Source organism: Chondromyces apiculatus DSM 436 (genome assembly GCF_000601485.1).
GTDB classification, from domain to species: Bacteria; Myxococcota_A; Polyangia; order Polyangiales; family Polyangiaceae; genus Chondromyces; species Chondromyces apiculatus.
In genome coordinates this window covers 34282-57336 of the sequence record NZ_ASRX01000081.1, presented here as the reverse complement: position 1 = coordinate 57336, position 23055 = coordinate 34282, and the positions used below count along the sequence as shown (strand labels likewise).

The 23055-nt window shown below is 64.8% G+C and carries 9 protein-coding genes and 1 tRNA gene; 2 read left to right on the top strand and 8 right to left on the bottom strand.

Translation table 11 applies throughout. From position 1 onward, the window contains the following. Window positions 1-165 precede the first annotated feature (165 nt). A complete protein-coding gene (locus CAP_RS36120; protein WP_044249343.1) occupies window positions 166-4368 on the top strand; it encodes a serine/threonine-protein kinase in 4203 nt (1400 codons plus the stop codon). Here CAP_RS36120 and aceA read toward each other — a convergent pair. Together aceA and aceB are read right to left on the bottom strand one after the other, a co-directional pair. Beyond that, window positions 4337-5659, bottom strand: coding sequence for an isocitrate lyase (aceA, locus tag CAP_RS36115; protein WP_044249339.1), 1323 nt, complete (start codon window positions 5657-5659; stop codon window positions 4337-4339). The genes CAP_RS36120 and aceA overlap by 32 nt on opposite strands. A gap of 84 nt (window positions 5660-5743) precedes the next feature. Then, window positions 5744-7342 (bottom strand): malate synthase A, encoded by a 1599-nt coding sequence (gene aceB / locus CAP_RS36110; protein ID WP_044249389.1) that lies wholly within the window; start codon window positions 7340-7342, stop codon window positions 5744-5746. A gap of 289 nt (window positions 7343-7631) precedes the next feature. On the opposite strand from aceB, the gene CAP_RS49200 reads away from it, so the two are divergent. Continuing rightward, on the top strand, window positions 7632-9140 hold the full coding sequence (locus CAP_RS49200; protein WP_081865616.1) for a helix-turn-helix domain-containing protein: 1509 nt from the start codon (window positions 7632-7634) through the stop codon (window positions 9138-9140). Here CAP_RS49200 and CAP_RS36105 read toward each other — a convergent pair. From CAP_RS36105 to CAP_RS36040, 6 genes are all read right to left on the bottom strand, one after another. Then, window positions 9122-9205: transfer RNA gene (locus tag CAP_RS36105), tRNA-Leu, on the bottom strand. The two genes, CAP_RS49200 and CAP_RS36105, sit on opposite strands and share 19 nt — an antisense overlap. Window positions 9206-9271: 66 nt before the next feature. Further along, on the bottom strand, window positions 9272-10348 hold the full coding sequence (locus CAP_RS49195) for an ATP-binding response regulator (RefSeq protein ID WP_197041504.1): 1077 nt from the start codon (window positions 10346-10348) through the stop codon (window positions 9272-9274). Window positions 10349-10527: 179 nt separating this feature from the next. Continuing rightward, window positions 10528-12159, bottom strand: a complete 1632-nt coding sequence (locus CAP_RS46305; RefSeq protein WP_156041460.1) for a carboxypeptidase regulatory-like domain-containing protein — start codon at window positions 12157-12159, stop codon at window positions 10528-10530. Between the two features lie 134 nt (window positions 12160-12293). Next, window positions 12294-12794, bottom strand: coding sequence for a hypothetical protein (locus tag CAP_RS36090; protein WP_044249336.1), 501 nt, complete (start codon window positions 12792-12794; stop codon window positions 12294-12296). 350 nt (window positions 12795-13144) lie between these two features. Continuing rightward, entirely contained in the window at window positions 13145-20530 is a 7386-nt protein-coding gene (locus CAP_RS51375) for a hypothetical protein (protein ID WP_156041459.1), read from the bottom strand. Window positions 20531-21148: 618 nt separating this feature from the next. Continuing rightward, window positions 21149-22708, bottom strand: a complete 1560-nt coding sequence (locus CAP_RS36040; protein WP_231511901.1) for a S49 family peptidase — start codon at window positions 22706-22708, stop codon at window positions 21149-21151. Window positions 22709-23055: the final 347 nt, after the last annotated feature.

The window sequence follows — 23055 nt, the reverse complement described above, 5'->3', positions numbered from 1 at the left end:
CATGCGCGCGAACACGATTGCCGGGGTGGGACAGCAATCGCCCGCTGCCGTTCATGCGGTCGCAGGATCACGAGAGGACTGCGCTGCCAGGGGCACGGTCCGGTAGAGCCAGCAGGGGCGCAGGCGGGCCATGGGTGGGAGGAGGCGGCCGGAGATCAGCCCCCGGTGAACGCGGAAGACAGCGCGGCGGATGCGCTGCTGGAGCGCAGAGCGTCGCTGCCAGCGTTCGCGGGCTACCAGTCCGTACGGCGGCTCGGCGGGGGAGGGTTCGGGGTGGTGTACGCGGCCGTGCCGGAGGGAGGCGGTCCGGAGGTGGCCATCAAGGTGGCCCGCGCCGACCGGGTCGATGCAGGGCCGCGCCTCGTCCGCGAGGCGGTGATCCTTGATGAGATCGGACCTCCCCACGCGCCCGCCTTGTATGCACGCGGGTCGCTCGGCGATGGTTCGCCTTACGTGGTGATGGAGTACCTGAGCTGCGCGACGCTCGCGGATCGTCTGCTCGCCGCGCCGGGTGGGATGCCCTTCGGAGATGCCTGTGCGCTCGTGCTTGCCGCGCTGCGCACCCTCGACGTGGTCCATGCGCGTGGGTACGTGCATCGAGACCTGAAGCCGGAGAACATCTTCATCGCGGACCGCCACGGCGCGCTTCAGGCCACCATCATCGATTACGGGCTGGCCACGACGGGCGGTCGCCTGCCGCACACGAGCGAGGGTGTCGCGCTGGGGACCTCTGAATACATGTCCCCCGAGCAGTGCGAGGGGCGGTCAGACCTCGACGCACGCGCAGATCTGTATGCCGTCGGGGTGATCCTTTACGAGTTGCTCTCGGGACGACCTCCTTTCTGGGGTGCCCCTGCCATGGTGCGCGAGGATCACCGCAGCCGACGTCCCCCTCGGCTCCGGCCTGGCGTGAGGCTGCCGGCGGCGCTGGAAGAGGTGGTGCTGCGCTGTCTGTCGAAGGATCGCGTGGAGCGCTACGGCTGCGCGGCAGTGCTGAGACAGGCGCTGTCGCACGCGGTGGTTGCTGCAGACGAGAGCGTGCCACCACCGGCACCACCAAGCGATGCGGAGGCACCGCCAGGGAGCTCACCGCCGACCAGCGCGCCGAGACACCAGCGGCGGATGGTGGGATTGCTCTTCCTGGAGACCGAGCTGGATCTGGTGACGCTGCAGCGCCGGATGGCGGCGCTGGGTGGAGACGTCGCCCATACCTCCAGCGGGCGGATGGTGGCCGTGTTCGATCATGAGCAGGGGGCGAGTCCCGTGAGGCGCGCACTGCGGGCGGCCCGGGAGATGGTGCGGCGCGGAGCGTGCACGAGAGGCCTCGTGGATCTGGCGCCGGTCGTGGTCCAGCGTCGCGCGGGAGGCGTGCGGCGTTACCTGAGCCCGGCTTTCGTGCGGCCCAGGGTATCGCTTCCGGCGGCGAGTCGCTCCCCGGTGACCGGCGTGACCGGCGTGACCGGCGTGACCGGCGTGACCGGCCACCTGCTGTACGTGACGCCCGACGCAGCGGCCGCGCTCTCCGAGGTTTCCTGGGCGAGCCCGCGGAGTGGAGAGGGCGGGACGAGTTCGCGCGGGGAACCGCTCCACGAGCAGCCGGCGTTCGCAGGAGCTGTGGGCGCCAAGGAAATGGGAAGTCCCATCCCGGTGCCCCTGGATGAAGAGACCCCCAGCGATCCCTCGTGTGAACCGCTCTTCGGCCGCGCGGAGCTGGTGCGGGCGCTGCTCGATGGTGCCCTCGCCGCGGCGGCGTCGGGGGGGCCGACCCTCGTGAGCGTGCTCGGGGACGCTGGGCTGGGCAAGAGCCACGTCGGCTCGTTCGTTGCCCGGAGGCTGCGGGAGCAGGTGCCGGGGGCGCTGGTGATCGAGCTGCGCGCGCGCGAGCCGTTGCTAGGAGGGGTCGATCCGACGGCGCGGGAGTTGCTGCAGCGCGCGCTCGACCTGCCCGCGAGCCCTCCCGAGGAAAGGGGGAAAGCGCTGCTCTGTGCGAGGCTCGGCGAGAGGCTCGGGGAGCTGGGGCCGGCAGTGGCGCTCGCCCTCGGGTGGATCGAAGGAGACGCGATCGACAGAGGCACGCACACGGACGTGGAGTATCCCGGGCTGCGCGCGATGGAGGTCGCGCCTGGCGCACTGCGGGCGGCCGTGAGCACGGCGGTAGGTGGAGCGCTGCGGCGCCGCGCCACCGAGAGTCCTGTCTTCGTGGTGCTCGATGATGCGCACCTTGCCGATGATGCGGCGCTGGGGGCGCTCGAATACGCGACCATGGCCGAAGTGGGGGCTCCGATCTGGGTTTGCGCCCTGGCACGTCCAAACTTCGGGGAAGCGCGTCCCGGATGGGGTGAACGGGCCGCGCATCGCGAGGTCCACCACCTCGGGCCGCTCGACCCCGCAAGCGCGGCGGCGCTCTGCAGGCGGTTGCTGACGCCCGTGGAGGATGTCCCCGAGTCGGCAGTGGAGCAGCTCATCGCGCGGGCAGAAGCCACCCCGCTGCTCCTCGTGGAGCTGGTGCTCGGTCTGAAGCGAGGCGGCATCGTCCGCCGGCATCCTCGCGGAGGCGGGTGGTACGTCGCGACCGACGAGATCGATAAACTGCCCGAGACACCCCTCATCGAGTGGCTGGCGCTTGCGGAACTCGAGGCACTGCCGCAGGCGCTCCAGGAGCATGCGCGGCTCATCGCGCTGCTCGGCCCCGAGGTGGCCCCCGCGGAGATCTTGGGGGTGCTGAGACGGCTGGATCGGTCCGGTCAGGGTGAGGCTTTTCCTCTCGATCCGGGCATCGCGACGCGGCGGCTGCTCGCTGCAGGCGTGCTGGTCCAGGATCGGCGCACGGGGAACATCGGGTTCCGACACCCGCTCGTGAGAGAGGCCGTGGCGCGCTCTGCGGACGTACTCATGGCGAGGCAGATCCATCTGGCGGCCCTCGCTCACCACCAGGCATCCCGCAACGACGGAGATCTGAGGCTGCGCGCGCTGGCGCACCACGCGGCCGAAGCTGGCCTGCACGGGCAAGCTGGAGGCGCATTCCTCGCCCTCGCAGACCAGGCGCGTCACAGGCATGCCTACGTGGAGGCGGAGGCGCTCTATAGCCGTGCGCTGGAGCAGCTCCACGCGGCGGCTCCCGAGGCGTGCGAGGTGACGTTTGCCGAGGGCTGCGCGCCGTCAGGTACGACGCCATGCCGGCTGCCTTGCCGCCGTGCGCTGGCGCGCCGGGGCCGCGGTCTGATGCGGTGTCGGCTGGGAAGGTACCATGACGCGCTCGAAGACCTCGGCAGCGCGCGGGTGATGGCCGAGGCGTCAGAGGACATCGAGGAGAGGATCGGGATCCTGCTCGATGAGGCGATGACCCTGGACTGGATGGAGGAGCACCGGAGCTCGGAGGCAAGGGTCGTCGAGGCGATGCACCACAGCGCACAGCTCTCGTCACTGCCGCTCCTCCTCGGCTCGCGCTTGCTGCTCGGCAGGGGACGTTCACTGCACCGGTTCAGCCGTGAGGAGGAGGCAGCCGCGGTGCTCGAGCAGGCAGCGGATGCCGCGGCCGAACTGGGGCAAGATGGCTACGAGACGCTGGTGATCTCGTTGCTCATGCTGGGGTTCATCTACCAGGGGCTGGCACGGCTCGACGAGGCAGGAGCCGCCCTCGACCGGGCAGTGACCCTCTGTGAAGCACACCGCGACATGCTTCACCTCGCACCGGCGATCAACAACCGCGCTCTCCTGCGAGCGTGCCTCGGGGACAAGGAGCGAATGATTGCGGACTTGCGTCGGGTGCTGGGGATCGCCCGTGAGCTCGGCCAGGGCGCGCTGGAGCTGGTGGGGGAGTACAACCTCGGTGAGTGCCTGTATTTGATGGGCGACCTCGACGCTGCTTTCCCCCACGTGGCTCGCGCCCTGCAGATTGAACAGCGCCGCAGCGGAGATGGGGCGCGGCCCATCGCCGCATTGCTCGATGCTCGTGTACGCCTGTGGGGAGGCGATCACGGGGGTGCCCTGGCCCGGTTCGAGCAGATTCAATCTCACCAGGAAGGCGCCCGGCTCGCAGGCAGGTTGGATGCTCTCCTTCTGCCCTCCGAGGAGATACTGTTGAGAATGATTGACCTGGCTACCCGAGAGCTCATGGACGAAGCTCGATGGGAAGCGCTAGAGGAGCGCTCGGAGCAGTTCTCCGTGGGGCAGGAGCGGGTAGAGGTGCTCGAAGGGCGGGCCCTGACCGCACTGCGTAAAGGGAAGCCAGGAGATGCGCTGAGGGCGCATGCGCGGGCCCTGGAGGTAGCACGCCGTATCCCGAACGCGATGGGTGCTCGGCTTCAGCGTTGTGGCGATGAAATCCGAGCAGCGATCAGAACTGAGCGGCTTCCGTGGACTCTTTGAGCGCCACCGTGGAAGCATTCCCGCCCGCGATCACTTGCGCCACTTCGTCGAAGTAGCCGGTGCCCACCTCGCGCTGGTGGCGGGTTGCCGTGTACCCAACTCCCTCTGCCTCGAACTCCGCCTGTTGCAGCTCTGAATAGGCGGACATGCCTCGACGCAGGTACTGCCTGGCCAGGTCGAACATTGCGTAGTTCAGGGTGTGGAAGCCCGCGAGCGTGACGAACTGGAACCGGTATCCCATTGCCGCAAGCTCGTGCTGGAAGCGCGCGATCGTCGTCTCATCCAGGTGCTTCTTCCAGTTGAACGAGGGGGAGCAGTTGTAAGCGAGCATCTTGCCGGGGAACTGCTTGTGCACCCCTTCCGCAAACTGACGTGCCTCCTTGAGGTCTGGGGTCGAAGTTTCACACCAGATCATGTCGGCATGAGGTGCGTAGGCGCACCCTCGCGCGATGGCCGCTTCGATCCCGCTCTTGAACCTGAAGAACCCTTCCGGGGTACGCTCGCCTGTGAGGAAGGGACGATCGCGAGGGTCCACATCCGAGGTCAGCAGCTTGGCGCTATCGGCATCTGTCCGGGCGACGACGAGCGTGGGGACACCCATCACATCTGCAGCGAGGCGTGCCGCTGTCAGCGTGCGAATGAACTGTCCGGTAGGAATCAGTACCTTGCCGCCCATGTGGCCGCACTTCTTCTCGGAAGCGAGTTGATCCTCGAAGTGAACGCCAGCGGCTCCTGCCTCGATCATTGCTTTCATCAGCTCGAAAGCATTGAGGGGACCCCCGAAACCGGCTTCCGCGTCGGCGAGGATGGGCGCCATCCAGTGTCGCCCTCCTTTACCCTCCGCATGTTCGATCTGATCCGCTCGGAGGAGCGCTTGATTGATCCTGCGCACCAGCGAGGGAACGCTGTTCGCGGGGTACAGGCTCTGGTCCGGATACATCGTCCCTGCCTCGTTGTTGTCAGCAGCGACCTGCCATCCGCTGAGGTAGATGGCTTTCAGACCTGCCCTGACCTGCTGCATGGCCTGATTCCCACTCATCGCCCCCAGCGCCTGCACGAAGGGTTCGGTGCGCAGCAGGTGCCAGAGCCGACGGGCGCCCATGTCGGCGAGCGTGAACTGGATTCGCACGCTGCCACGAAGGCGCTCCACGTCAGCCTGGCTGTAAGGGCGGACGATGCCGTCCCAACGTCCCTGGAATGCGTCGGATGACGTCTGAGCATCATGGCTGAGGGGCTCGGTGGTCGAGGGATCACGGACTGTTGAAGCGGCAATCGGAGAGACAGCGGACATGGCAAACTCCTCGTCAGATTGAGCAGGGCGGGATAAGGCCGCCGATTGATTTTGAAGAGCGCGCGGACAGGCGCCGACGCCTCATCACTCCGTGAGGTTCAACAGGAGGTCATAGGCAGGCAAGGTAAGGAATTCCTCGAAGGCTTCCGAGGTGGACAGGCGCTCGAAAAGCTCACGAGCTTCGCTGAAACGATGCCCGTCGACGTATGCCGCTCCGAGCATGACGCGGAGGGCATGCATCTCCTCGTCGAGGACCTGCCTGAACCGCTCTGGCGTGAGGACCTGCCCGTCATCCAGCACCGCACGATGCCGGAGCCACTGCCAGACCTGGCTGCGCGAGATCTCTGCCGTAGCGGCGTCTTCCATCAGATTGTAGAGGGGAACGCAGCCGAGTCCTCTGAGCCAGGCTTCGATGTACTGAACTCCCACGCGGATGTTGTGGCGAAGTCCCACCTCCGTACGCGAGCCCTCAGGCACTCGGAGCAAATCGGGTGCCGACACCGAGACATCATCGCGCTGTCGTTCGATCTGGTTTGGTCCAGGCATATGGGCATCGAAGATCTCGCGGGCGACCTGGATCAGACCTGGGTGTGCCACCCATGTACCGTCGTGGCCATCCTCGACTTCTCGTTGCTTGTCAGCACGAACCTTGTCGAGAGCGAGGCGGTTCTGCTCCGGGTCGCTCTTGATGGGAATGAACGCAGCCATCCCGCCCATGGCGTGGGCTTTCCGCCGATGACAGGTCTTCACCAGCAGTTGCGTGTAGGAACGCAGAAAATGCTGCTTCATGGTGATCTGGTCGCGATCGGGAAGCACGCATGCGGGGTCCCTTCGAAGCTTCTTGATGAAGCTGAAGATGTAGTCCCAGCGACCGCAATTCAGCCCAGCGGAATGCTGTCGTAGTTCATAAAGGATCTCGTCCATCTCGAACGCTGCTGGAAGCGTTTCGATGAGCACGGTGGCCTTGACGGTTCCTGGAGGCATTCCCAGAGCTTGTTGCGCAAACAGAAACACGTCGTTCCAGAGCCGAGCTTCCAGGTGGCTTTCCAGCTTGGGCAGGTAAAACCACGGTCCAACGCCTCGCTCAACCTGGACACGGGCGTTATGAAAGAAGAAAAGCCCGAAATCGACCAGAGCGGCCGGCAGCGGTCTCCCATTCAACTCGATGTGTCGTTCAGGGAGATGTAGGCCCCGAGGACGTACCATCAGAGACGCTACCTGTTCATTCAGTGAGTAGTGCTTCCCGCTAGATGCGTCCTCGTGACGCAGACTTCCACGAACAGCCTCGTACAGCGCAACCTGGCCGGTGATGAGGTTCGCCCAGGTGGGCGCGCTGGAGTCCTCAAAATCAGCCATGAACACGTTTGCTCCCGAGTTCAGGGCGTTGATGATCATCTTTCGGTCGACAGGACCTGTGATCTCCACGCGACGATCCCGCAGGGAGTGGGGGACGTCGGCAACCGTCCATTCTCCGTCGCGGATGGCCTTGGTCTCCGGAAGGAAGTCGAAGAGAACCCCGCTGTCGAGCCTCTCCTGGATGCGGCGTCGTCGCTCGAGCAGCTCAGACACTTTCGGAGAGAATGCGTGGCCCAGCTCCGCGAGAAATAGCCGTGCTTCCGGGGTGAGGATGATCTCGTCACCCTCGATACGGGGAGCCCGGATGGAGAGGGTGGTCGGTTCGATCGGTCTCAACAGGACCCTCCTGTGATCGTCTGGGAGTGCTCCCTCATCTGAGAGCACGACGCTTTGCGTCGTTACAGCTCAAGACTTTTACAGATACCTGTCTCATGTCAACTTGAACGAAGAATTCCTACAGTCGTGGGTGTGGACGTAAGAAATTGACAGACTGTCAACGTGTAAATTAATGTAAACAAGGTGTGGCTCAACATCACCTGCGCGTGCACGCGGGCGAATCCCCATTGCCCATGTATTGCCATCCGCCGAGACGCTGGGATTGCCGAAGGAGGCGGTGATGAATGAAGCATTGCTACTCGGTGCCAAAGTACGCGCGCTTCGATGCCGCGCCCAGATGACCCAGAGTGCACTCGCTACACAGCTGGGGATTTCACCGAGCTACCTCAATCTGATCGAGAACAATCGAAGGCCGCTGACAGCTCCCGTACTGCTCAAAATGGCACAGATCTTTCAGCTCGATCTGCATGCCTTCGTAGCGTCGGAAGAAGACTCGCGGCTACGTGCAGATCTGCTTGAGGCATTTGGCGACCCCCTCTTCGAGGGTCACCCTCTGACCAATCACGATTTGCGTGAACTTGTCTCCAGCGCGCCGAACGTAGCTCGCGCCGTGCTCGCGCTGTATCAAGGCTACGTGAGCGCACGTCAATCGGCAGAAGCGCTCGGAGAGCAGCTCGCAGGCAGTGGCTTCACCGGCCTGGATGCATCGCGACTACCCTCCGAGGAGGTCAGCGACCTCCTCCAGCGCCGAATGAACTACTTCCCCGAACTCGAGGAAGCTGCGGAAGCGCTCTGGCGCCGAGCGCATCTTGATGACGATGACGTGTACCGAGGGCTCCTGCGCTACCTGCGCGAAGCCCATGGGATCGTGGTGCGCGTGGTACGCGTTGCCGAAGAGCGGCGAGCGATGCGTCGCTTCGATCCCGAGACCAGAACGCTCAGCATCTCCGAGGTGCTACCACCACGAAGCCGACGATTTCAGGTGGCCCACCAAATCGCGCTTCTCACCCAAGCCGACCTGTTTGAACGGATGCTGAGCGATACTGCGATCACCACACCCGACTCACAGGCACTCGCACGCGTCGCCCTGGCGAACTACTTTGCTGCGGCGCTGCTCATGCCTTATGTGCCCTTCTACGAAGCGGCGCGTGCAGAACGATATGATATCGAGTTGCTCGCGCATCGCTTTGGAGCGAGCTTCGAGCAGGTCTGCCACCGCCTGACCACGCTACGTCGTAGTGGTATGGAAGGAGTACCGTTCCATCTACTGAGGATCGATATCGCGGGGAATATCTCCAAGCGCTTCAGCGGCTCAGGGATCCGCTTTGCTCGATTCAGCGGCGCCTGCCCCCGCTGGAACGTTCACGCAGCGCTGATGACACCCGGAATGATACGAACCCAGCTCTCGCGGATGCCTGACGGGTCTGTCTATTTCTGCATCGCGCGAACGGTACGCAGCGACAGAGGCGGCTTCCACATGCCGCACACGGTGCAATCCATCGGCATGGGTTGCGAGGTCCGCCACGCACGGGCTCTTGTCTATGCGGACGGCTTCGACCTCGACACTCTGGACACAGCGGTTCCTGTTGGTGTCACCTGCCGGCTATGTGAGCGACTCGACTGTGAACAGCGTGTGTTTCCGCCAGTTCAGCATCCGCTTCACATCGATGAGAATGTCCGAGGGCTGTCGTTCTATGCGCCCGTCGAGGAGCGGCAGAGACTGCCGCTCACTCAACCTATGCTGGACACAAACAAAGAAACAACGAGCAGTGCGAAGGGGGGGACTTGAACCCCCACGAGAGTTACCCCGCTAGCACCTCAAGCTAGTGCGTCTGCCAATTCCGCCACCTTCGCTCAGGGACAGGGCGCGGAACTTACCCTCAACCGCGAGGAAGTCAAGCACATAATTGTTCCTGGCTGTCAGCGCACCAGCACTTCCACGATCTCGCGAATCTCGAACGGCTTTCGCACCCAGGCCGTGCAGCCTTGTGGAAGATCCACGAGTCCACCACTTCCGGACATGACGACCAGGCGGGCGCTCGGACTGGCGAGTTGAACCGCAGAAACGGCCCCCCCGATGTCCTGCTCGATGGGGGAAATGTCGAGGAGCGCAGCATGGAAGGGTCCGGTAGCAAGCGCCGCTGCAAGCTCCTCGGCATGGCGCACACTGACGATCGTCGCCCCCCGAGCAGAGAGCGCAGTGTCGAGCAGGTCGACGACAGCCTCATCATCTTCCACAAGCAGGATCCGGGTGCCGTTGAGGACGAGAGCGGGAGAATGAACCGCGCCTCTTCCAGACGTGGACCTCTCTGCTGTGACCGTGGCATCGTCTGGCAGATCTTCGGGTGACTCGCCCATCGAGCTGGGCCAGCGGAGGTCAAACCTGGCTCCTCGCTCGGAGGGAGCCAACGAGAGCACCCCACCAGCTGCCTCCGCGAGTGCGGCTGAATGCCGCAAGCCGATCCCAGCACCGCCCTTGCGGGTCGTCACGCCGGCCCGAAGGAGAGAGGCTCGGCGTTCCGGCGGAACACCTGGCCCCTCGTCAGCGACGCTGATGACAAAGCCACCGCCTTCCTGCTCCACGGCAACTCGGACCGTGCCTCCAGCAGGTGACATGGCTATGGCGTTCAGCAGGAGATTGGTGAGGATCTGAATCAGTACGTCGTTGCCAGTCACCAAAAGAGCTTCGACATGGGGGTCGAGTTGCACCGCGAGTCTCGCGTTCGCTCGGCATACCTCCGGGTCCATCGATAGAACGACATTGTCGATGACTTCACGCAACGTCGTTGGGGGTTCACGCCGAAGCATGGAGGGGGGCGAGTCCCCCCCATCGCTCTCAGGCAGCGCGGCGCCGATGGCACGGCGAACGATGCGGCGGGCGTCGCGGGCACGCATCGCCACGAGGTCGAGTGCACGCCCGAGCTCGTCACCTTGCGCGTCACGGGCACGCTCCACCCAGCCAAGAATCACCGTGAGGGCGTTGGATACCTCATGCAATGCACCCGGTAGATCCTGCTCAAGGGGAACGACAGGACCTACACCACTAGCTGGCATTCCCGAGGACGCGCTGTCCCCGGGCGAGGGCTCTGCTTTGCCTCCGCGCGTCGGATGCGCCACGACACGTAGCCTATCGCGGCCTGCGACGCTCGGGTACCGCAGTTTTGTGTCCGGCGCGGTTAGTTGGACAGGGACGGTGGAAGCGAGAGGATGTATGAACCATCGCCAAGAGAGACCGTTTCTCCTATCTGGATGACCCCCAAGGGCCTGTCCTCGCCCCCAGCATCACCTACGGGAAGCCACGCTCGAACAATGGCTGCGGGAAGCACCTCACCCGAGGAATCCCGGACGACGCCCTGCAGCACGGCCGGATACGGAACCGTGAGGTCTCCGAGGTCCATCGCCGTGGAGATATCACCTTCCGGGACGAACAGCCTGGGACGGACCAACCATGGGTACCCGGAGGCACCATCGGGGCGAACCGAGAAATCGAAATAGCCCGGTTCAACCTTCAAGGAGAAGCTACCGCCCACCAGCTGGGCAGGTGCCTCACGGGGCCGGAGGGGCTGCGGCGTGAGGACTCTATCGAAATAGCGCTGAGTGGTCATCGTCGACGGAGCCGCCACGACGGAAGCTGCTCCAACCAGCTCACCTCCTGGCGCAGAGACCTGACCGTTGATGGTGGTCACTTCCTGAACGACGATCGACTGTCCGCAGAAGCAACCCTCACCAGAGGAGAACTCGATGTCCTTCGTCGCAAATGAGTAACGCTGGTCCACTGGTCGAGCGGAGACCCGGTAACGGCCTGGCGGCAGGTCGACAGCAAAGACCCCCGATTCATTGGTCTCGACCTCGAAGCTGTACCTTGCGGCTGAGCTAGCATCGCCGGCGATCTCGGCGCTCTGAATACCGACCGCAGCGACCACTGTCTTGCCTTCGTCATCCAGTACTTGACCCTCAACGTGACGATGCGGTGCATTCAGCTCCACGAGAGAGAGCTCCAGACCTTCCGGACTGACCAGGATACCTATCGCCGAGAGATCCCAGTGGAGGGTGGGCTTCACCTGTCCTTCAGGAGGACTGAGCTTGAGCAGCGGGGAGAATCGGTCTTTTGCGGTCCAATCGAAGTCCAGATCGAACTCTGCCTTGTTCGCACCTGCGTCCTGAGTGAGTGTCAGCGTTTCGGAAATGACATCGCCGTGCTCAGGCTCCACGAGCTCGAGCGACCAACCATCCACACTCATGGTGGATGGCACGGTAAAGCGCCCCTTCAATCGCTCCAGTGTTCGCGCCTCGAAGTTGAGCGTCCGCGAGTCGACCTGTTGAGCGGGCCAAAAGACAGGCAGCGGACCTCCATCACAGTCCGCAGGGAGCTCAGGGTTGATGTAAATGTCATAGACTCCACGCGGCAGCTGCGTACGGAAGACGTATTGGGCTATCGCCCCCTGGTCATCTTGCTCAACCTGGATCGATGCCGTGTATTCTTCTGCAGGAAGACCGTAAATGCGATCGACACGCCTCAATATCGCGCGTGCCGGAAATGAACCGTCGGGCGGCGCTTCCACACCGCAGCGCGGCGCGCCTTCTGGCAGACGCAATGAGCCAGTGAACCACGCGAGATCAGCCGGAGGTGGGTCGAACTGGCGCACCTGGCCGGAACTCATCACGCCTTGCAGCGTCAAGCCTGCCGCTGCAACGTCCACGAGATACGAGACGCCCGCCGCCGAGCTGTTGATGGCTGGCCGGACCTCCATCATCAGTCCTGGAAGATCAGCGCCGACCGAGACACAGGCCAGGTTCGATCCAACCATCGCGCAGAGGCCGTTATCTGCACAGTCGTCTGTCGTTGCGCACTCGTTCACAGGCCCTGACACGGGCTCGAAAAGTGGGATGCTGCAGCCTGTAGTGGCCCAAGAGAATGCCAGCATCGTGATCAGGGTTCGGGTCATTGCTGCCCTCCGAGGCTGCTTGCATCCAAAGCCGGACGAGGACATTTAGGGCATGCCTGGGGGCCATCACATGTCGGCGGCTCACAGGCGATGTCACAGTTCACGCTCGACTGGCAGCGGATCACCTGCCACACGAGGTAGCTGGAGTCGTTCGATTCCACAGGGCAGACATCCGCGTCGAAGGCATGGCTCGCCATGAGCGTCACGGTGTGACAACCGGGTTCGACGGTGACGTCACCTGGATACCAGTAGTTCCCCGCGAAACTCCTGGCGCCATCCGCCAGGGTCCCCGGAGGAATCGGCTCGAACGGGTAGATCGCCCTCCGGTAGGGCCGCCCCGCCGAACCGATCTGGCCGTAGTCGAGGTAGATTGCCAGTTCGACGGGCACCTGCGCGTCTTCTGAAATCACCGCGCTGCCGAACTCGACCGACTCGGTGAGATCATAAACATAGATAGTCTGGCGCAGATCAGGGAAGGAGGCATCCGCCACAAGCATCGGCGGAGTCTGCGCAGGCTTGTCGTACTCTGGCGGTGACAGCACTAGGCAGGCAGTTGCAGACATGGCCACCCATGACAGTAGCGATGCTCGTGCCAAGAGACAGATCGCACGAAAAGCCCTTGATGCCCTTGCAGGCATGACCCTCACCCGACCCCCAGTTGGATCTCCCCCTGACATTGGTGTCGCGTCGAACCTCTCGAGCGGGTGCGTCAACCGTCGGAGGCGACGCAGGCCCGAGCCGAGAAACCCACGAGGAAGAGTCATCACACTGGGGGACTGCGCGAGATAGACCTGAGGTATCGTGTCTGTCCCTGACTGGATGGTTGGCAGGGGGTTCAGGAGCTTGGTCATGCGGTGCGCGAACGTGGGCGAAGGCTGTCTGTCCGCCGGACGCTGGTAACAGGTTCGGGTTGCCAGCGCGCCTCAGCATATTCCATGCGGATGGCCATTCGAACCAGATCCGCTATCTCTGGATGTGTACTGCATGCCTCCGCAAGGCCATTGGGGCTGCTCAACGGAATGGGCAGATTGATACCGCACTCCTTGATCGTGGCGTGGATCGCGACAGTGAGATCTCCCGCGGCATAAAGCCCAGCGCGGCGCATCGCCAGGTGGCTTACATGCATTGCAATCTCATGGGAGATGCCCTGATCAGAGCATATCTGGCGAAGCCGACGCTCGCCACGCGGTGGGATCAGCTGCCATAGATTCTGCTCTAGTTGGATGACTGCTGGGTCCTTGCGTGGCACGCCCTCAGCATTGAGGGGTCCGAAAGCAGCCACGAGCGCAGAGAGCAACGTTTGCAGCTCTTCGGTGGATAGAGAGCAGGCCAGTACGTGCTCAGACTTCGCTCCTGTGAGATGTGCACCGAGCAAGTAGCGAAGCTCTGCCGTCTCCTGACGGATATCCCCGCGGACCATCACCGCTGGAGGTAGCAACGGAAGAACTTGCGGCTCGATGAGCGAAGTACGACCTGCTGCCTGGCGCTGGTGGAACAGCGGTGTGCGCAAGCATCCCAGACGCTCTGCCACCATGCCATAGACTTCCCCAAGGACGGTGGCCAGGCCTGGTTGAACGCGCTCCAGGCCGGTGAGACCAAACTGACCGGCATCGCGGCGAAACAGGCCAGTCTCCCATACGATCGCCAGTGCTTCATTCACAGAAGCATCGATGTCACGGAAGAGCAGCGCGCCCACCAGTTCTGGAGCATCTCGCTGTGCCGACAGCGGTGGGGGGATGATTCTACTCAAGGCCCCACCCGAGCCCTCACTTTTGACCACGTCGAACGCCCTCAGGACGTGTTCCACGGACCTGGCGTAAACGTGATTCTTGTCGTCGAGAGCAGCAGCATGGAGCCGTTCAAGCACGTCACGGTCACCGAGCCTGATGACCGCCTGCATGCGGCGCACCGCGAGTACTTCCCGTGTACGCGGTTCTCCGGATGCCTGGAACAGCGCGATCAAGTGCTCACCCGCGTCGTAGTCACCAGCTAGAATGTCCTGAAAGAACGCTGCTTCCTCGTCGCTGGCTGCGGCGGGTGGAGCGATCGACAGCAGGCGGCCCGCAGACAGAGGCGGGTAGGTGCTTGAAATGGCACCATGAGTGATTGATAGAGCGTTCCTGTTCGGGGTCGTGTGCGTGATCTGACGAGAACCGTCATCGCCGGTCACGTTGAACGTGCTCTGTTCAATCGCGCTCCCCTGCAACGGCTGCGATGGTTCAGTCGCGTAACTTGCGGGGGCTGGGGTGACCTGCACAGCCGGTTGCGTCAACGGGACTCTGATCTCGGCATGATCGAACGCGAGACGAACCGGAGACGATGCACGTGGACGAGAGCGTGACCGACTCGGGGAGATCCCGTCCGACTTCGGTTCCTCGGCGGCAGCAGCCGCAAGCTCTTGCGGCTGCTCCACGGGAAGCGGCGGTGGGCCGGGACGTGGACTGGCTCCCTCTGGGTGAGGCTCGGCCTTCAGCGCCCGCTCGCTGCGGACCGCCTCCAGTTTTATCCTGAGGTCAGCGATGCGTCCCTTGAGAGAACGATCCGCTGCCCCGAGAAGCTCTGCCTCCGAGAGAAGCGACTGCGAACGCTCCGCGTCCGTGTCCACGAGCAGCGTTGCTAGCTGCGTCAGCATGCGAGCCCGCTCTGGGCCAGAGCTACGGTTCGCAAGCTCCTCGAGCGCGCGACCAGCGGAGCCAGGCTCCCCGCGCATGACAGTCAGTTCGAGCTGCCGCCATACGGCAAGAGCCCGCGTATCCGGTTCTGCGGCAGCCTCTTCGAGCAACCTCGCCGCTGCATCCAGGTCCCCCACGCGCTCTGCAGCCTGTGCCGCCGCCAAGGCAACACGGCCCCGCGAGCGTAGCCCTTGCAACTCACCTCCGAGCGCACGCTCGAAAAGCGGCAGTGCAGCTACGAAGTTGCGCTTCAAGGCGAGACGCTCTGCCATCCCTAGCGCGATCAGTGGAGCAGGACCGATCTCCGCGTGACGGCGGGCGAGCTCCCGCATGCCAGCCCCGTGTCCCTGAATCACGTCGAGATGCTCGGCGAGCAGAAATGCATACAGTTCGACCTGCGCCGGCTCCATGTCAGCAGCAACGCGCTGCAGTTCTTCGATCGCAGCTTGGGCTTCACGTGGCGTACCTGCCCCACACAACCGGTACTCCAGCCGTCTTGCCTCAAGGATGGCAGCTTGAAGGGTTGACGAGAGCTGCAAAGCCCGGCGGGCACGCTCGAGGGCAAGGAGGTCATTTCCTGCACCAGAGGCCATCCGGGCTGCTTCGACCAGCAGCTCGGCTCGACGTTCATCGGAGAAGTCCTCGACAGATGCAAGCTCCTCGATCACGTCAGCCAGAACGAGAGCATCCCCCTTGCGTCTGGCAATCTCCACGCGGACTTCCAGCTCTGACCGTCTGGAGAGTTGCGTCTTCGTCGAACCAAGGCAGCGGACAGCAGCATCTATCTCGCCACCGTCGAGGTAAGCTCGACACGCTCGCAGGACGTATTCTGCTTGCTCCTCAACCGTCTGTGCGTAATCGCTGAGCTGTTCCCACCGTGGTGCTGCCTGAAGTGGTTCGCCAAGACGCTCGTGGAGATTGCCGAGATAACGGAGCGCAATGACATCGCCTGGTGTGGAGGCGAGCAACATTCTCAGCTCATCACAAGCTTCTTGCAGCAGCCCGAGATGTTGCTCGAGGATTGCTGCGCGCCGCAGCATCATCGCGCATCTTTCCTCGACGGACGTGGCCGCAGAGATACGAAGAGCGAGGAGCTCCCCAAGTGAGCGGTAATCACTGCGGTCAGTCGCCTCGGCCTCGAGAAACACGAGCGCCTCAGTGTCCCTCGGGTCGAGATGGACGATCGCTTGATAGTGGGCACTCGCAGCCATGCGGTCGCCCAGCATCTGCTCAAGGGGGGCGAGTTCCCGAAGCAGGGAGAGGTGCAGCGCATTGCGTTCTGCAGCGGACGCCCCAGCCTCACCTTCGTGGCTCACGTCCTCCACGAGGGTTGTATAGCGAGTGAGCACGTCCACGTAGGGACGCAGCGTTCCTGTCTCCTTCGAGAGATCTCGCACCCTGTCCAGTAGAGTCACGCTGAATGGAAGCCTGAGCGCGGCATCGCACAGCGCCTGCAGCGCGTCTTCGAACGCACCTCGTGCGGCAAGCAGGTCTGTCAGTTCGCCAGAGAGCGACCGCAGTAGATCCTGTGAGAGATCGTCTCGACGGAGTTCCTGCCGGAGCAGTGCTTCGAGATCGTGGATGCGTCCAGATGCTGACAGAAGCCGGCGCAGCCTCGTGACCACACTGCTACGCGTCGCTTCCTCGAGGTCCCCCGTTTCGAGCGCGCGCTCCAGCGCTAGAATAACCCGATCGGTCCTCCCTTCTCGCTCGTGCTGATCAGCGAGGTACAGGAGAGATTCGACCCGACGCGCGACCGGGAGGGCTTCGTCGAGGGCACGCAGCAGCGTGTCATCGCCCGCGAGTTGTACCGAGACATCGGCCTCAAACGCGAGTTCGGAGTTCTCAGGGGCTCTCCTGGCTGCCTCGACCAGCAGCGCAGCAGCGACATCGGGCACATTGAGCGTGTCTGCCAGCCGGCTCGCCCACCGGAGCAGTGGTGGGCCCACGTTGACATGAGCGTTCTTGGCAGCAGCGTAGATGGCTGCGATGAGATGCTGTGCACGCTCCGCCTCCAGCGCGAGCTGCGGTATCGCATTGACGAGTGAATCGAATTCCTCGACATCGCCATCGACACGCATGGCTCGCTCTATTGCAGCCAGGGCGCTGGCCGATGAGCCGAGCACTTCCACAGCCACCTTCGCCATGGCAATCGCTGCTCGTGCCCCATCAGGACCGTCCAGCTTTGGAAGGGTCGCTTTGATCGCCCGATCAAAGCGCAACGCTTCTGGAAGCACCTCACCTGTCATCGCCACGAGTTCACGAAGGGCCTGACCGACATCCTCGACCGTGCTCGAGTCTGGCCGGACATTCAGTGCTCTCAGCAGGAGGTCGATCCTGGTCCGCAGCCCCTCCTCGGACGAGCCGGCCAGTGTTGCAGCGCGCTTCAACCAGACGCTGCGTACGTCAGGCTCCTCCTCAGCAGCAACGCGGGCGATGACACGCACAGCCTCGGCGGGATCGTCGACGCGTTCGGCCAGTCTGGCCAGAAGCACATACGTGGTCCCCTCGGTGGGCACGGATTCGAAGGAGGCAGCGGCATGTAGGAAGGCCAGGTGAATGGCCCCACGACGCTCGAGCTGCCTGGCTGCCCTGTAATGGGCAGCACGCCGCCCGTAGCAACCAAGCGCCGCATTCGCCAGCAACCCATAGACATGGTGGAGGGTCTCGACAGCTTCCTCATCCTCGGCACAGCGCTCCACCAGTGCCACCGCGTCAGCACGCGTCGGATCAATCTCGATCGCACTTGCTGCCACGGCGAGAGCCCGCGCCATCAGCCCATGTTCCACGGCCATCGACGCTGCTTCCACGAGCAGGCTCGCACGGTGCTTCCGCGGAGACGGAGAGCCCGTGAGCGCTGGGTGTGGCGCTCCAGTTGCTGTCGGCGGCGGCTCTACATTCACACCCGCACGCGCGACGAGGATGTCGATCGCCTGTTCGATACCCGCAAACGCGCGAAGATCGCGCGCGTACCGCTCCTCGCCCCCACGCGGCACGAGCTCGCAGGCCCGATAGAACGCCTCCTCGGCTCCACGCCGGTCATCGGCGAGATCCCAGAGCAGGCTGCCCAGCTCCCGCCACGCCGCGGCTGCTTCCGCGGCTGCTCCGGCAACCGTCAGCGCCCTCGCGCGAGCCTCGGTCAAGGAAACGATGCCATCCGAGCCGAGCTGCACCGTTGCATCTTGCAACCACGTGTCCAGCCTCTCGATCCGCGCCAGCACCTCCTCAGGGCTTGCCCCTCGCTCGGCCGCGCGCGCCAGATCCCGCGCCGCACCGCTCGGATCACCCGCATCGATGCGGCCGTCGGCGAGCAGAAGGAGCGCTTCATGGGCCCGCGAACTCTCGTGGTCCGCTGCACGCGAGCGTTCGAGCACCGCCACCTTGAGCTGCCAGTCCCGGGCACGACCAGCGAGCTCGAGAAGCTCCTCGCGCAAGGAGGGGATACCGGGTCCGAACACATCGAGAGCGCGCCTCGCGAGCGCTGCCGCCCGCGTCGTGTCGAGATCCTGCAATGCATTCAGCCCTGCAGCGAGCACCGGGGCCATCTCTCCCAGGGGCCGTGGCTGCGCCAGCACCCATGCAAGGGCATCCGACAGGCGCGCGGCGTCACGGCCCGATGTGGCCCGGCGGATGAGATGGCGCGTCGCATCGATGCAGCCCGGATGGAGCGCCAGCCAGCGCTGGGTCCAGCCAAGGGCGAGCCCATGCTCACCCATGCCCTCGAGCATTCGCGCCAGGCCGTCACACAGCGTACCGCGCGGAAACACCGTGGTGATCGCTCGCTCAACCGAGGCTGCTGCGAGCCGGTCTGACCGGACCGCCGCGGGAGTCGCGGAGCGAGCTGTCGCCTCGGAGCTCTCCACGTCATGCCCGGCGATCAGGGCATGCGCGCGCGTCGCGACTGCCCGCGCACTGGTCGGGTCGGCTTCACACGCCAGCTCGGAAGCCTTCCGTGCGAGGCCCAACTCGCCGACGGCCACGTACAGCTCCGCGGCCGAAGCGAGCAACACCGCGCGCAGTGCGGGCCACACAGGGCCAGCGAGCTGCACCAGAGCGTCGGCCCGCTCCTTCACCCGCCACGTCCTCGTGGCGAACAGCAAGGCTGCACTCGCGGCTCCCCGGTGCCCCGGCGCCTCGGTGAGGAGCGGCAAGACCACGCTCAACGCGCGGTCCTCATCACCTGCGCGCCGGTGAACTGCGGCGAGCATGAGCCGCGCGCGGACCAGCTCGATGCGCGTCATCCCTGGCGGCTGCACCTCGCCAGCACGACCGCCGCTCGACCGAGCCTGGTGCTCCGCCTGGGCGAGGCGTCCCTCCAGCAGGTGAACGAGCGCGCCTCCTGTGCCAGCACGACGCGCCAGGCGGTCGAGGGCCAGCACGCAGCTATGGTCTGAAGGAACTTCCTGCGCGAGCGCCGTGAGCGCCTCTTCGTACGACGGCAGGTCGTCCGGGCGGCCACGGTAGATGGTCACCAGCTTGCGCAACGCATGAACACGCATCTCTGACGAGCGCGCACTCCGGAGCGTCGCTTGCGCTTCGCTCAGCGCTTCATCCTGGGCTCGCGCACGTTCCGCGAGCCGCTGCAGGCCTGCTGCAGCCACCTCCTCTTCGGCGTCCGCACGGAGCATGCGCTCGAAGGCCCAGCATGCCAGGCCCGGGTCGTCCACTTTGTCTTCGGCGAGAGAAGCAAGCTCGCGCAGGGCGTTGAGCACGTCTCGAGGATCGTTCGATGCACGCTCTCCGCTGTCGGCAACCCGGATGAGGGCCTCCAGCAAGGGCAATGAATCCTCGAGAGCGGCGGCGTGATCACGCAGCGCAACCCATGCGTAGGCCCCCCCCGGATCATTCACCGCAGCTTCGATCCACGACTCGATGGCGCGATCGGGACTTGCCAGGGGCCCTGCATAGAGCCGCGCCAGCACCTCGAACACCGCAGCCCTCTGAGTCCCCTCGAGCCGTTCGGCGCGCAGCTCTTTGCGCGCGGCCACCAGCTCGTAAAGGCTGGCCTGCCCGAGCACTTCATCAATCACGTCGACGTCCTCGGCGTCGACATCGGCTTCGAGCTCGGCATCGAAGGCACAGCCAGCGGCACGCGCGGCATCACCGTCGCTCAGCGCAGCTTCGAGGCGACGAACATGCACCTCCAGCGCACGCTCGATCTCCCCACGCCTCGTGAGCGCCACCGCATGAGCTCGGACCGCCTCGTCTGCCGCCCCGAGACGACCTCGTGCAGCCAGCGCCGCGGACATGATGGTCGCCGCCCCGAGATCATGCGGAGCGATCTCCAGCGCACGTAGACGGTCCTCGAACGCAGCGTCCCGTTCCCTCAGGGTCTCATGGCGCTCCGCCGCATCGAGGTAAGCCTTGGCAGCGGCCTCGGCACTCACCAGGTCGGACGCCCATGCCGAGACGGTCCCCAGCAGCTCGGAGGCCATCGCATCCGTGGGCTCAAGACTGGCTGCACCCACCAGCGCATCGACAGCGCCGCTGGCGTCTCCCGCCCGTGCCAGGAGCACCGCAATCCGGACCAGCGTTCGCGCGCCAGCGCTCGGGCGCTGCACGTCGCAGACGCCTCGCAGCACCGACGCCGCCGCAGCCGACTCACCGAGCCCTGCGAGCCACCCCGCCAGCTCGGTCCGGAGCGCCGTATCGTCCCCGAGAACAAGCGCTCGCCGCGCAAGCGTCGCCACGAGGTCCAGCTCGATTCCCCGCGACGCAAGGAGCCTGGCCAGCGAGATCGCCGCCTCTCGCTCGCCTTGCTCGTCACCGCGGATGCGGCGCTCCTCGAGGCGAGCCCGCCAGTATGCAGCCTCGGCACGAGGTCCGCTGTGCCGCGACACAGGCGCCTCTGCCCGAAGCTCGTCGAGCATCAGCTCCCCGGCAGAGAGAGGGGCCATGCGGTGCATGAGCTCCGGCGGCGGCATGGTGTGCCGGGGCTCGAACGAGGATGAACTGCGCTTACCCGAAGGGGACGAGTCCCCGCTATCCGGCGTCGATCCCATCAGACACCACCGCGGCCATCGCGCGCCCGAGAAGCCTAACAGATGAAGGGGGAGACAAAGCCACTTTCACGGGATGGCTCCTCCGGAGAAGCGAAAGACGGAGGGGCAGCGTTCGCCGACCAGGTGCCTGCCGCGCCGCCGCGCACAGCCCGCGGGGTCGCCGGGCCGTCTCTCACCTCACTGCACCAGCACGGCGAAGGGAAGCGCGGTGAGCGTGCGCTCGCCGGCCAGGAGCGGCGCGAACGAGCCCACGAACGTCTCCAGCTCTGGCAGTGGCTTCAACCACGCCGGCATGAACGCGGCCGATGCTACGCGCCGTGAACGGTTCTCCAGCGCTTCGATCCGCGCGTGCTCGTCCGCGGACCGTGCGCCAGCTCCCTCAGCGCCCACGAGCATGTCCAGCAAGTCGACGTCGTCTCGCTCGATCTCCACGGGAGTCCCCTCGGGCAGCTTTGCCAGCTCGAGCGCCAGATCCACGGCGTCACTGAGTCCTCCCATCTGGTCGATGAGCCCGAGCCGCTTCGCCTGCAGCCCGCTGAAGAGACGCCCTTCGGCCGCTGGCGCGACCGCAGCCACGTCCATGCCCCGGCCGGTCGAGATCCTCCGGAGGAACAGATCGTAGATGGCCTGCATCGAGGACTGGACCCGCGCCCGGGTCGGCTCATCCCAGGGGGTCAACAGAGACATGTAGGCGGCACGGTTCGCGCGCACGGGATCGGAGGCTGCCGCCACGGTCTCCACGTTGATACCTGCCATCGCGAGCGCATCGCCCACGGCGAGCTTGCCACCGACCACGCCGATGGAGCCGATGATGCTGGTCTCCTCCGCCAGCACCTTGGTCCCTGCACAGGCGAGATAGTAGCCACCGCTCGCAGCCATGCCTCCCACGGAGACCACGAGGGGCTTCTCCTCGCGCAGCTTCATCAGACGCTTCCAGAGCAGGTCGGAGGCGAGCGCCGACCCCCCGGGGGAGTCGATCCGGAGCACCACCGCCTTCGTCGACGCGTCCTCCGTCAGCCGGGCCAGCACGCGTCCCAGCTCGCGCTCACCGATTCCATCCCCCCCTCCGAGCGGCGAACCACCCGCGCTCATCGCGATGCTGCCCGAAGCAGGGACGATCGTGACATGCGGTTCGCCTGACGCGCTCGACCCCGCCAGCGAGCGAAACAGAGAGACCAGGCCGCGTGGAACGCCAGGTTCTCGTGCTTCCGAGCTCCCCGAGCGGTTATCGCTGTCCTTCACACCAGCGAGCTGCTCGGCGTCCTTTCGAGCTTCCGCGAGGTCGCCGATCTCGTCGATGAGTCGCTTCGAGCGCGCCTCTTCTGGCGAGTAAGGACCGTCTTCCAGCGCAGCTTCGAGCGCCTTGCCATCGGTGCCGCCGTCCCGGCCGGCCACGATGGATCCCATCCACGCATCACGGATTCCGCTGAGTGCCCCCTTCAGCGACTCACGCGCTTCCGGGCTCGCGCTCTCTCGGGTGAATGGCTCGCTTGCCCCCTTGAATTTCCCGACCTGCAGAAAATCGGCGCTGATGTTCAGCTTGTCGAGCAACCCCTTGGCGAAGAAAAGCTGAGCCGCAAGGCCGACGGTATCCACTTGCCCCGCCGGGCTGACCCACACTTTGCTGCATCCAACCGCGGCCAGCAGCATCGTGGCGTTGTTGTACTCGTCGGCGTGGCACACGACCGGCTTGCCTGCCTTGCGTACGAGGCCGAGGAGCCTCCCTGCCTCGTGCACACCAGCGAGTGAAATCCGGGTCGTACCCAGTTTGACGAGTACCCCTTTGGTTGCTTCTGACGAGGAGAGCGCCCGAAGCGAGCGCACGAAATCGGCGTGTGTGCGGCCCTTGCTCGTTCCAAGGAGCGAGCTGGGCGCGCTCTCGGGTAGACCCTTCGACAGGTCGATCTCTGCAAGCTCTGGCTGACCTGCGGATGAGGACCTGGCGGGTGCAGGCTCCACGCTGCGCTCGCGGCCCGCACATGAAGCAAGCACCGCTGCCGCGAGGGCGGCCCCCAGGCTGAGGCCACGCAGGCCTTTCCGGCGGCTGACGTGCTTCCTCGTCCTCCCTATCGCGTGGAGTCGAC

Coding starts and splice junctions, on each gene's coding strand:
- aceA (WP_044249339.1), bottom strand. CDS start 5,659: ATGTCCGCTGTCTCTCCGATTGCCGCTTCAACAGTCCGTGATCCCTCG.
- CAP_RS49200 (WP_081865616.1), top strand. CDS start 7,632: ATGAATGAAGCATTGCTACTCGGTGCCAAAGTACGCGCGCTTCGATGC.
- CAP_RS36090 (WP_044249336.1), bottom strand. CDS start 12,794: ATGCTTGTGGCGGATGCCTCCTTCCCTGATCTGCGCCAGACTATCTAT.
- CAP_RS46305 (WP_156041460.1), bottom strand. CDS start 12,159: ATGGTTGGATCGAACCTGGCCTGTGTCTCGGTCGGCGCTGATCTTCCA.